Origin of the sequence: Actinoplanes sp. NPDC051411, from assembly GCF_040682075.1 — a bacterium.
Taxonomy (GTDB): domain Bacteria; phylum Actinomycetota; class Actinomycetes; order Mycobacteriales; family Micromonosporaceae; genus Actinoplanes.
The window spans coordinates 1-10,540 of record NZ_JBFBAD010000039.1 but is presented as its reverse complement, the minus strand read 5'-3'; the positions used below and the strand labels follow the sequence as shown (position 1 = coordinate 10,540).

At 70.3% G+C, this 10,540-nt stretch carries 9 protein-coding genes; 1 reads left to right on the top strand and 8 read right to left on the bottom strand.

Going from position 1 to position 10,540, the window contains the following annotated elements; genetic code table 11:
* Nucleotides 1-88 precede the first annotated feature (88 nt).
* From AB0M88_RS22210 to AB0M88_RS22185, 6 genes are all read right to left on the bottom strand, one after another.
* Nucleotides 89-955 (bottom strand): AAA family ATPase, encoded by an 867-nt coding sequence (locus AB0M88_RS22210; RefSeq protein ID WP_364105057.1) that lies wholly within the window; start codon nucleotides 953-955, stop codon nucleotides 89-91.
* A 1-nt stretch (nucleotide 956) separates the two neighbouring features.
* The gene (locus AB0M88_RS22205; protein WP_364105056.1) at nucleotides 957-2,027 is read right to left on the bottom strand and encodes a cupin domain-containing protein; all 1,071 of its coding nucleotides are present in this window, start codon (nucleotides 2,025-2,027) and stop codon (nucleotides 957-959) included.
* A gap of 5 nt (nucleotides 2,028-2,032) precedes the next feature.
* Nucleotides 2,033-3,004 (bottom strand): ABC transporter substrate-binding protein, encoded by a 972-nt coding sequence (locus AB0M88_RS22200; RefSeq protein ID WP_364105054.1) that lies wholly within the window; start codon nucleotides 3,002-3,004, stop codon nucleotides 2,033-2,035.
* Nucleotides 3,005-3,017: 13 nt separating this feature from the next.
* Nucleotides 3,018-3,836, bottom strand: a complete 819-nt coding sequence (locus tag AB0M88_RS22195) for an ABC transporter permease (protein WP_364105052.1) — start codon at nucleotides 3,834-3,836, stop codon at nucleotides 3,018-3,020.
* 37 nt (nucleotides 3,837-3,873) lie between these two features.
* The gene (locus tag AB0M88_RS22190; RefSeq protein ID WP_364105050.1) at nucleotides 3,874-4,692 is read right to left on the bottom strand and encodes an ABC transporter ATP-binding protein; all 819 of its coding nucleotides are present in this window, start codon (nucleotides 4,690-4,692) and stop codon (nucleotides 3,874-3,876) included.
* Nucleotides 4,693-4,754: 62 nt separating this feature from the next.
* Nucleotides 4,755-6,056: an FAD-dependent monooxygenase gene (locus AB0M88_RS22185; RefSeq protein WP_364105048.1), complete on the bottom strand. Its 1,302-nt coding sequence runs from the start codon at nucleotides 6,054-6,056 to the stop codon at nucleotides 4,755-4,757.
* 66 nt (nucleotides 6,057-6,122) lie between these two features.
* Between AB0M88_RS22185 and AB0M88_RS22180 the strand changes: the two genes are divergently transcribed.
* A complete protein-coding gene (locus AB0M88_RS22180) occupies nucleotides 6,123-6,830 on the top strand; it encodes a helix-turn-helix transcriptional regulator (protein WP_364105046.1) in 708 nt (235 codons plus the stop codon).
* Here AB0M88_RS22180 and AB0M88_RS22175 read toward each other — a convergent pair.
* Both AB0M88_RS22175 and AB0M88_RS22170 read right to left on the bottom strand, forming a co-directional pair.
* A complete protein-coding gene (locus tag AB0M88_RS22175; protein WP_364105044.1) occupies nucleotides 6,827-7,936 on the bottom strand; it encodes a ricin-type beta-trefoil lectin domain protein in 1,110 nt (369 codons plus the stop codon). The two genes, AB0M88_RS22180 and AB0M88_RS22175, sit on opposite strands and share 4 nt — an antisense overlap.
* 16 nt (nucleotides 7,937-7,952) lie before the next feature.
* The gene (locus AB0M88_RS22170) at nucleotides 7,953-10,328 is read right to left on the bottom strand and encodes a ricin-type beta-trefoil lectin domain protein (protein WP_364105042.1); all 2,376 of its coding nucleotides are present in this window, start codon (nucleotides 10,326-10,328) and stop codon (nucleotides 7,953-7,955) included.
* Between the last annotated feature and the right edge of the window lie 212 nt (nucleotides 10,329-10,540).

Genomic DNA, 10,540 nt, shown 5'->3' with positions numbered 1-10,540 from the left:
AGGCAGGTCAGTTCGAGGCCGTTCGGCCGCACCGTGCCGTCTATCAGCGGCCGGGTGCGGTCATAGTCGCCACACGCCAACGAAAGCCTCATCCGATCGCCGCCATCAGGTCGTCCGCCGTCAAAAGGTTGGGGTCGTCGGTCACCTCTCGGCGCTGCGCCAGCGCCGACAGCACCAACTTACGCACGCGGCGCCCGTCCCACCCGGCGCACGCTGCCGCGAGCTTGCGGTGCAGCGTGACGTCACCCGCGATTTCCCGTACGCCCGGCCAGAGTCCCGCCAGTTCGGAGAGCGCGTGCGCGAGGATCGCCGCGATCGTCTCCTCGCCCGGCAGATCCAGGGTCAGCACCAGGTCGGCCCGGGACAGGAACGCGTCGTCCAGTGCGGACGGGAAGTTGGTCGTCGTCACGAACAGCAGCCGCGGAAAGGACTGTGCCAGCTGGTCGATCCCGGCGAGTACCGCGTCGGTGGCCCGGTGCACGTCGACCGGGTTGCTGCCGAACGAGGCCGCCGACCGGCTGACCGCGAGGCTTTCCACCTCGTCGATCAGCACGATCAGGTGCGGCCGCCGGGCGGCCAGTTCGGGCAGCGTGTCGGTGAGGAAGCGGGTGATGTTCCGCTGGCTCTCGCCCAGCATCTCGCTCGGGAAGGCGTGCGGGTCGATCTCGGCGTACGTGGTGGCGCCGACCGGGGCCAGCGCCCGCGCCGCGGCCTGGGCGAGGCCGCGGGCGAGCGTGGTCTTGCCGGTTCCCGGCGGCCCGGCCAGCACGATCAGGCCGTGCGGGATGCCGGCCAGGGTCGCCAGCCGGACGCCGTGCCGCAGGGTGAGCAGCGCCTGGTTGAGCAGCCGCTGCTTGGTGCCGGGCGCGGTGATGATGTGGTCCCACGGGCCGTCGTGGTGGTCGGCCGGCAGTGCGTGCAGCGACATCACTCCCGGTGGAAGGCCGGCCGGCACCTCAGCGCTCCCAGACCGGCCGGTGCACGGCGGGCCACTCGATCTCGTGGTAGTTGCCGGCCTGCGCGTCGCGGACCGCGTCCGGCGGCTCCTCGAACAGGACCATCGGGTCCATCAGCACCCGCATGGTCTCGAGCAGGCTGTCGAACATGTGGACCCGCACGACCTTCGCCGTGTCGGTCGCCGAGTCGTTGAAGTGCTGGTGCCACAGGAAGTGGTCGACCACGATCAGGTCGCCCTGCTTCCACGGGTGGTCGACGCCGCCGGTCGGTTCGGTGCCCAGATAGCTGTGGCCCTCGCCCTCGACGACGTAGAGCCAGGCCTCGCCCGGGTGCCGGTGCATCGACTGGCCGCGCCCGGGCCCGATCTCGAACATCGCCATCGTGATGCCCGACGCCTGATAGCCGATCGCCCGGTCGAGCAGGAACGTCGTCCGCGTGCCCCGCGGTGTCTGCAGGAGCTCGAGCTCATCCCAGTTCGTGTGCAGGCGGCCCGAGCGCCGGGCGGTCTGGTCACGCGCCAATCGGCGCAGCCTTCTCGCGTACGGGTCGTCTCCGTCGACCCCTTCGGAGAACGGCGGCCGTCCCGGCAACTCCGAGACCGGCGTGTCACCGCGGTCGTCGATGACCGACATGCCCATGGTCGCGAGCATCGGCTCGCTGGAGAACGTCATGTAGCGGGCCACGGAAGCACTGGAGTTGCCGCTGCGGTGCCACGACCACGCCGGCAGGTGCAGCGAGTCGCCCGGCCCCCACTCGACGCGCTGCCCGTCGATCTCGGTCCAGCCGTTCCCGGCGACCACGAACACCATCGCGTCCCACGAGTGCCGGTGGATCGTCGACGTGACTCCGGGGTCGATCTCGTGGACCAGCGCGTCCATCGAGCGGGTCGGCTGGTCGCCGTCGATGCCGGTGTAGACGCCCACCCGCGTACGCCGGGCGGTGAGGGAAAGGCCGACCTCGTCGGCCCTCCGGACCGTCTTCTGGTAGCCCTTCCATTCGTCCAGGAACGCCGCCCGGCGCCGCTTCTGCACGTGGTAGTGGGTGGTCTCGGTGGTCGTGCGCGATGCCATGTGGCCTACCCCTGGGTTCCGGCGGAGCTGACGAACGAGGTGTCGACGATGGTGCTGAGGTCGAGCTGCTTGACCTTCGGATTGGCCGCGCCGAGCACGTTCTGCGACGTGGCCAGCTGCTGCACGGTCGGCGTCGGCACCGCCGGCAGCACCTCCTGGGCATAGAACTGGTAGGTCTCGTCGAGCGCCTTCTCGTCGTCGACCTTCAGGTGGGCCTTGAGCTCGGAGATCGAGTACGCCTTGTCGGACTTCTCCCGGGCGATCGCCTCGAGCAGCGCCGAGATGAAGTTCTGCACCTCGCCGCGGTGGTCCTTGGCGTACGACTGGAGCACCGCGATGCCGACGTTGGAGGTCGGGATCTTCTGCTTGGCCAGGTCGAGCACGGGCTTGTAGCCGGACGCCTCGATCTTGGCCGAGCCCGGCGGGTGCGACAGCGCGGCGTCGATCGACCCGGACACCAGCGCGTTGTTCACGTTGGTCACCGAGCCGAGCGTGATCAGCTGGACGTCGGATTTGGTCATCCCGAGCTGCTGCAGGGCCTGCAAGGTGGCGATGTAGAGCGAGCCGCTGGTCGAGGTGATGCCGATCTTCTTGCCCCGCAGCTGGTCGCCCGGCACCTTGGAGTACAGCTGGTAGGGGAAGACCGGCGTGAGCGTCGCGATGTAGCTGACCTTGGCACCGGACGCGGCGCCCGACACCATCTCGGAGGCGCCGATCGACGCGAGCTGGGTCTGCCCGGAGATGAGCGCCGGGAAGCCGTCCGAGCTGGACAGGTTGGTCAGGTCGACCTGGACGTTGTGCTTGGCGAACAGGCCCGAGTCCTGGGCGATCCAGAGCGGCAGTTCGTCCGCGACGACCTCGCTGAAGCTGACCTTGAGCGTGCCGCCTCCTTTGGCGTCGCTCCCGCCGTTGCCGCACGCGGCCAGCCCGGCCAGGGTTATCGAGGCGGCCGCCGCCGCGGCGATTCTCTTGAGCATTTATCGAGCCCTTCTAGTGCGAATCGGGACGCCAGGCGGCCACCGACCGCTCGAGCAGGCGCAGCAGCCAGGAGATCAGGACGCCGGTCAGCGCGAAGATGACGACGCCGGCGAAGACGACCGGCGTCTGGAACTGCTGGCCGGCGTTGTTCATCAGCATGCCGATGCCGTGGGTGGCGCCGGACAGCTCGCAGACGAAGACGCCGATGAGCGCCTGCCCGACCGCGAGCCGCAGGCCGCTGATGATGTAGGGAACCGTGCCCGGCAGGGCGATCGTGGTGAAGACCTGGAAGTCGCTCGCCCCGAACTGCTTGGCCACCCGCAGCATGGCCGGGTCGAGGTTCTGCATGCCGGTGGTCACGTTGATGACGATCGGGAAGACGGCCATCAGGAAGACGATCGCGATCTTCGAGGTCTGCCCGATGCCGAACCAGACGATCAGCAGCGGGGTGAGCGCGATGCGGGGAGTCGAATAGAGGAACGACACGAACGGGCCGAGCGCCCAGGACAGCCGCTTGTACCAACCGATGAGCAGACCGGCCGGCAGTCCGACCACGGTCGCCAGCAGCAGGCCGAACAGCATCTCGGAGCCGCTCGTGCCCAGGTCGGTCCAGATCTCGCTGGTGCTGAACAGCTGTTTGAACGCGTCGGCCACGTCGAGCGGGCCGGGCAGGATCACCTCGGGCTTGATCCGCAGCGCGGCGATGATCTGCCAGGCCGCGAGCACGACGATGACCGCGGCCGTGCCGTACAGGATCTTGCCGGCGCGGTCGCGCCGGGCCTTCCGGGCCGGGGTGATCTTGGTGGTCTCCCGGGTCGACAGCGCGGTCATCGCGGCACCTCCGACCCGGTTTCGCCGTGGCGACAGGTCATCGCGGCACCTCCGACGCGTAGAGCGCGGTGGCGATCTCCTCGACCACCTCGGTGAAGCGCGAGTCGCGCCGCAGCGCGGCCTCCCGGGGCCGCGGGAACGGCACCGAGACCTCGCGGACGATGCGACCCGGCCGGGGTCCGAAGACGATCACGCGGTCGGCCAGGAACGCCGCCTCGGTGATGTCGTGGGTGACGAACAGCGCGGTCACCGCCTCCTCGGCGCAGATCCGCAGCAACTCGGCCTGCATCTGCTCGCGGGTCTGGGCGTCGATCGAGGCGAACGGCTCGTCGAGCAGCAGCAGCGACGGCCGCACGGCGAGCGCCCGGGCCAGGTTGACCCGCTGCTGCTGGCCGCCCGAGAGCTGGCCCGGATAGCGGCCGCCGAACTCGCCGAGACCGACCAGATGCAGCAATTCGGTGGCCCGGGCCCGGCGGTCGGCCGCCGGCGTCTGCCGGGCCAGATCCAGGCCGTACGCGATGTTGCCGAGCACCGTCCGCCAGGGCAGCAGGCTCGGCTGCTGGAAGACCATCGCGCGCTGGGGCGACGGCCCGGTGATCGGGGCATCGTCCAGCGTCAGCGAGCCGCCGTTGATGCCGATGAAGCCGGCTACCGCGTTGAGCAGCGTGGTCTTGCCGCAGCCGGAGGGTCCCACGATGACGACGAACTCGCCGCGCCGGACGGCCAGGCTGACCCCGTCCACGGCCAAAGTGGTCGTGGCGTCACGCCGCGACCCCGCATAAACGATCTCCACCCGCTCGGCGCACAGATGATCGTTTCCAGTTGAATTCACGTCCGTGACTTCCGTGACGGCCATGTCATCGACCATATGGTATGACCATTGTTAACCACAAGAGTCAGACCGTCTGGCCTTCCTGGTCAGCCGCCGAAGGCCACCCCCAGGTCGGGTGGCGTCTCGTCGCCGTCGGTCGCCCACCACACGTAGCCGTCCGGGCGGATCACCGTTTTCCCCTCGACCAGCGGGCGCCCGTCGGCCAGTGGCGCCTCGGCGACCCGGGTGCCGACCAGCGGATGTGCGCCCGGCACCGGATAGTGGACGTCCAACGCGGACAGGCGCCGCGCGAGCAGCAGGGACAGGTCGGGAAGCGTACGGACGAGACCGCTCAGCAAAGCTCGCAGAGCTTGCCCGGTCGGGTTGGTCGCCGTGATCAGCGCGGTCTGGGCGAGCGTGTGCTCGGCGACGTCCTCACCCCACGGCCTGCGCTCGGCGCCATAGGTGTCGAGGAGCGCGTCCGGGGCGCGGCCCTGCACCACGGCGGCGAGCTTCCAGCCCAGGTTCATCGCGTCCTGCAGCCCCAGGTTGAGGCCGACGCCGCCGGCCGGGAAATGCATGTGCGCCGAGTCGCCGGCCAGCAGGACCCGGCCGCGACGATAGTCCGCGGCGACCCGGGTCGCGTTGCCGAACGTGGTCAGCCACTCCGGATCGCGCAGCCCGAAGTCCACCCCGGAGATCCGGGTCACCGTCTCCTCGAGCTCGTCCAGGGTGAGCCCGCGGTGGGCCGGATCCTGGCGCGCCGGATCGAAGCCGGTGAACCGCCGCAGCCCGTCCGGCAGCGGAGCCACGATCAGGGCGCCCTTCTCGTTCTGCACGCCGTAGCCGGGCTCCGGCGCGGCGTCGGCACGCACGTCGCCGAGGTAGGCCCAGGTGTCGGCGTCGGTGCCCGGGAAGCCGATGCCGGCCGCCTTCCGTACCGTGCTCCCGGCACCGTCCGCCCCGACGACCCAGCCCGCCTCCCAGCTCCGGCCCTCGGTCCCGACCCGGACGCTCACACCGGTCGGCGCCAGCCCGGTGACCGCCTCGCCCCGCACGATCCGCGCGCCCAGCTCCCGCGCCCGCCCGGCCAGGATGGCCTCGGTGCGGTGCTGCGGGAAGGCGAGCAGGAACGGGTACGGCGAGTCCAGCCTGGTCAGGTCGACCTTCTCGGACAGGAACCCGAAGTGCCAGGCCGGAATCCGCGCCCCGCCGGACAGGAACGGCCCGGCCAGTCCGCGCATGGCCAGTTGTTCCAACGTCCGGGCATGCAGACCGAGCGCCTTGGGGTGCGGAGCCGGTTCGGCCAGGCGCTCCAGCACGACGACGTCCACACCGGCCAGCCGCAACTCGGCCGCCACCATCAGGCCGACCGGCCCCGCCCCGACGACGACCACTTCGGTATCCACGTTTCCCGAAGCTAGGTCGGGCCCGCCACGACGTCCTTGATCGTGCGCGGCGGATAGTTTGGGACAGTGATTGCCGACGAGCTGACGGGCACACCCTTCGACGTCGTCGACGACCCCGAGGGGTCGCGGCAGGTGGTCGGGCTGCGGCTGCGCTCCGGCGTCGGCTCACCCGGGCACGCCCTGCTCGACCTGCACCGCCGCCTGCGCCACCTGGCCGGCGACTACGGCGTGCGCTCGGTCGACCTGCCGTTCCCGGCCACCGACCGGCCGGGCTGGGAGCAGAGCTTCGGCGCCAAGGTGCGCCTCGGCCGCCCGGTCGGCCTGCTGCGGCTGCCCGCCGGGATCCTGTCGGCGCCGGTCGGCCACGTCGAACGCTCGGGGCTGGCTTGGCGCGTCCGCGAGGCCCTCGCCGACCGCCTGGGCGGCGACCCCGCCCTGCCCGAGGCCACCGCGTCACCCGGCCGGCTCGTTGCGGTCGGCCGCGCCCGCCACTGCGGAGGCCCGGCGCCGAGCCTGGGCGAGATCGCGCGGTGGATCGCGGTCCACCCGCGTACTCTTCAGCGCGCCCTCGCCGAGGAGGGCCTGACCTTCGCCGAGATCCTCGATTGCGTACGCCGCCAGCGCGCCCGAGACCTCGTCGCCGGCACCGACCTGCCGTTCGCCGAGATCAGCGCCCGGCTGGGCTTCGCCGAACCGGCCGTCCTCACCCGCTGCGCGAGGCGATGGTGGGGCCGCACCCCCTCCCAGATGCGCTTGTGCCCCGGCAGTGCCTAGCGCACCAGCCAGCGCTGGGCGCCGGTGCCGTTGCAGGTCCACAGCTGCACCAGGGTGGCGTTGGCGGTGCCGTCGCCGTTGACGTCCACACACTTGCCGGAGGCCGCGGCGACGATCGTGCCGTTGGCGTTGAAGGTGAACCTCTGCGCCGCCGTGCCGTTGCAGGTCCAGCTCTGCACCTTGGTGCCGTCGGCCGTGCCGTTGGCGTTGACGTCGAGGCAGTGGTCGCCAAAGACCCGCAGTTCGCCGGCGGCCGTACGGGTCCAGCGCTGGTTCGTCGCGCCGTGACAGTCCCAGATGATCGCCTGGGCGCCGTCGGCGGTGCTGGCTCCCGTGACGTCGAGGCACCGGTTGGAGTCGGCGTGGGTGAGCAGGGCAGCCGAGCCGACCGCCGGCACGCTCACCGGCGCGAGGCTGCCCGGCACCGACTGCAGGGCCGACCACCAGCGCGCCGCCATCTTGTCGTAGCCGGTCGCGTTGGGGTGCAAACCGTCCGCCAGATCGGCGGTGGTGATCGCCGAGTGCTGGTCGACCAGGTGGGTCAGCGGGCCCTTCTGGGCGACGATGCCGGGCAGCGCCGCGTTGAAGGTCTGGGTCGCGGTCTCGTTCGTCGCGTTGGCGGTCGGGATGATCTGGGCGACGAAGAGCTGCACGTTCGGCGCGAGCGTACGGATGTGGTCGATCAGCGCCGAGAGCCGGTCCGGGGCATGCGCGACGTCATAGTTCTGGCCGATGTCGTTGGTGCCGATGTGCAGCAGGATCGTGCGCGGGTCGGACGCCTGGAGCCAGCCGGTGATGTTGGCGTCGAGCTGATCGATCCGCCAGCCCGAGTGCCCCTCGTGGTCGTGGTCGCCGAGGGTGTCCGGGCCGTTGAACTGCGAGCCGACGAAGTCGACGCTGACGCCGGCCGCGGCCGCCCGCTGCCAGAGGCCGATCCGATAGCCGCCGGGCACGGTGTAGCCGTCGGTGATGGAGTCTCCGAGCGGCATGATCCGCACGCCGCCGTTGGATTCGGCGTTCGCCGGCGTCGCGAGCCCGGCCAGCGAGCCGAGGGTCAGCGCGAGACCGAGACCGGCCGTCGCGAACCACCTGAGGTTGTGTCGCATGGCATGTCCCTTCGGGTCAGCTGCGGTCCCATTTCTGGTTGCTTCCGCCGTTGCAGGTCCAGATCTCGATCGCGGTGCCGTTGGCCGTGCCGTGCCCGGTGGCGTCGAGGCACTTGCCGGACCCGGCGCCGACGACCGTCCCGTCGGAGTTGACGGTCCACTGCTGGTTGCTGCCGCTGTTGCAGTCCCAGAGCTGCACGACCGTGCCGTCCGCGGCGCCGGCGCCGTTGACGTCGAGGCATTTACCGAGGCTCTGCAGCTGCCGGCCCGTGGTCAGCGTCCACTGCTGGTTGCTGCCGCTGTTGCAGTCCCAGAGCGCGACCGCGGTGCCGTTCGCGGTGGCGCCGCCAGGCACGTCGACGCAGCGGCCCGACTCCTGGCCGCGGAGCACCCCGGCGAGGTTGCCGCCGCCCGTGTTCGCGGTGACGCGCAGGTTGTCGAACTGGTCGGTCTGATAGCCGACGACGCCGAAACCGGCCTGGCCGCTGGTGAACGCGATGTCGGTGACCTGGCCGAGCACCGTGCCGTCGAGCGAGGCGGTGATCTGGTTGCCCGAGAAGCCGAGCGCGATCGTGTGCCACGTGTTCAGGCCCAGGGCGGCGTGGCTGCCCGAGGTCAGCGTGGTCAACGCGCCGCCACTGCTGTTGCGGGCGATCGACCAGGCACCGGTGTTGCCGATCCGCAGCTGGTAGGCGGCCTGGTGGCTCTGCGGCCGATTCTGCGTGTTGGCCCGTCCGAGCAGCGTCACCGTGCCGGCCTGCTGCATGTCGACGTCGGTGCTGACCGTGTAGTTGCTCCAGGCCGGGTCGCCGACCAGGGCGTACGCGTCGCTGTCGTCCTGCCACTCGATCGGCTGGACCGGCGCGACCTGCTGCAGGCAGTTGCCGGTGTGGCCGGCCGCGCAGGCCCGGACCTCGTAGGCGCCCTGCATGGTCTCGACATATTTCGCCATGCCGCGCACCGGATAGCTCTCGTAGTCGTCGGTGTAGGGCAGCGCGAGGGAACCTCTCGCCGGGCTCGCCGCGGTGCCCTTGCCCTGCCCGGTCGTGGTGGTGACCGAATAGATCCGGTTCGGTTGCAGGGTCAGCGTGTAGCCGCCGCCGGACGGCGTGACGTCGGCCTGCTTGACGAACCAGTCGGCCGGGTTCGACGAGCCCATGTCGGTCGACCAGACGTGCACGGTGCCGGTGTTCAGGCCGCCCGACACGGTCACGTTCACCGTCTGCGCGGCGGTCGCCCCGCTGGTCTCATAGATCGTCGAGTAGTCGCTGTTGTTGGTCGACTTGAGCGAGACATAGCTCCCGTTGGCCCGGTTGCCGCCGAGGTAGCCGCTGGCCGAGTTGTTCAGGTAATGCCAGCCGGGTTGGGTGAACTGCGTGTAGTGCGCGTTGGCCCACAGGTTCTTGCCGACCCGGTAGGCCCCCGACCAGGGCGAGCCGGCGTCCATCAGCCCGACCGTCGCGTAGGGCAGGTTGGGGGTGATCGCGGCGATCAGCGGCCAGTTCATGTAGCCGCTGATCTCGGCGTCGAGATAACCCCGATTCACCGTACGGATGTAGGGCACCACGCCGTCGTTGTCGTCCTGCGAACCGAATTCGCTCGCCCACAGCTGCTTGCCCGAGTTGCGGGCGTTGGTCGTGGTCGAGCACGAGTCGGCCTGGGACAGATAGCCGCACACGTAGTGGTTGCCCAGCACGCCGACGGCGTTCTTCAGCGTCGGGTCGGCCGCGAACTCGTCGGCCATGCTCCAGCTGCTGTCGTCGCCGACGATCTGCACCGCGCCGTAGCCGGCCGCGTTCAGCGACGTCCGCAGGTTCTTGTACCAGGTGCTGTCGTGGCCGCGCTCGTTCCAGCCGCCGAGGTAGCTGATCGTCAGCCCGTGCTGCTTGGCGCAGTTCAGCCAGGAGATGTCGTAGTCGATCATGTCCTGGGACCAGAAGCTGTGGTTGCCGATCCAGCCCGGCGCGGCCCACGGCAGGGCGACGAACTTGATGGCCGGGTTGCGGGCCACGGCCTGCTCGCCGAGCCAGAACTCGTATCCGACGTTGCAGTTGACGTCGCCGCGCACGTGCTCGTGGCTCGGCTCGGCGCCGTCGGTCGAGTTGGCGTCCCCGCCGATCTCGAGCTTCAGCAGCTGGACGGCCGCGCCGTAGCTCGGCTTGAACAGGTAGTCGAGGATCTGTGACCGCTGGGCGGCCGGGTAGTCGTACAGCAGGCGGGAGTTGCCGCCGCCGCCGCTGATCGCGCCGACGCCGTCGAAGGCGCGGCCGGCGACGGAGCCGTTGACGTTGACGGTGGTGGTGACGGCGGCCGCCGCGACGGCCGGCCCGGGCACGGCCGTCACCGCCGCGGCGAGGGTGACCGCGACAAGTCCGAGGTGGGTCAGGCGCATGGGGGAGTGCTCCTTCGACGCGGGGAACGTTCGTGAGGAGTGGTCGGCGCGGGGATGCCGGGGGCTCACACCCGCACATCAGACGAACAAGCTCGGACATTGACCATCGTATATGAACGCGGCTTTGTCAACGTTCCGTACAGCGGGGACAGCATTCGGTGTGCGTTCGGGCAAAGACGAAGAAACGGCCGAGGTGGTGTGTCGCCACCTCG

Coding starts and splice junctions, on each gene's coding strand:
- AB0M88_RS22205 (WP_364105056.1), bottom strand. CDS start 2,027: ATGGCATCGCGCACGACCACCGAGACCACCCACTACCACGTGCAGAAG.
- AB0M88_RS22200 (WP_364105054.1), bottom strand. CDS start 3,004: ATGCTCAAGAGAATCGCCGCGGCGGCGGCCGCCTCGATAACCCTGGCC.
- AB0M88_RS22195 (WP_364105052.1), bottom strand. CDS start 3,836: ATGACCGCGCTGTCGACCCGGGAGACCACCAAGATCACCCCGGCCCGG.
- AB0M88_RS22190 (WP_364105050.1), bottom strand. CDS start 4,692: ATGGCCGTCACGGAAGTCACGGACGTGAATTCAACTGGAAACGATCAT.
- AB0M88_RS22175 (WP_364105044.1), bottom strand. CDS start 7,936: ATGCGACACAACCTCAGGTGGTTCGCGACGGCCGGTCTCGGTCTCGCG.
- AB0M88_RS22170 (WP_364105042.1), bottom strand. CDS start 10,328: ATGCGCCTGACCCACCTCGGACTTGTCGCGGTCACCCTCGCCGCGGCG.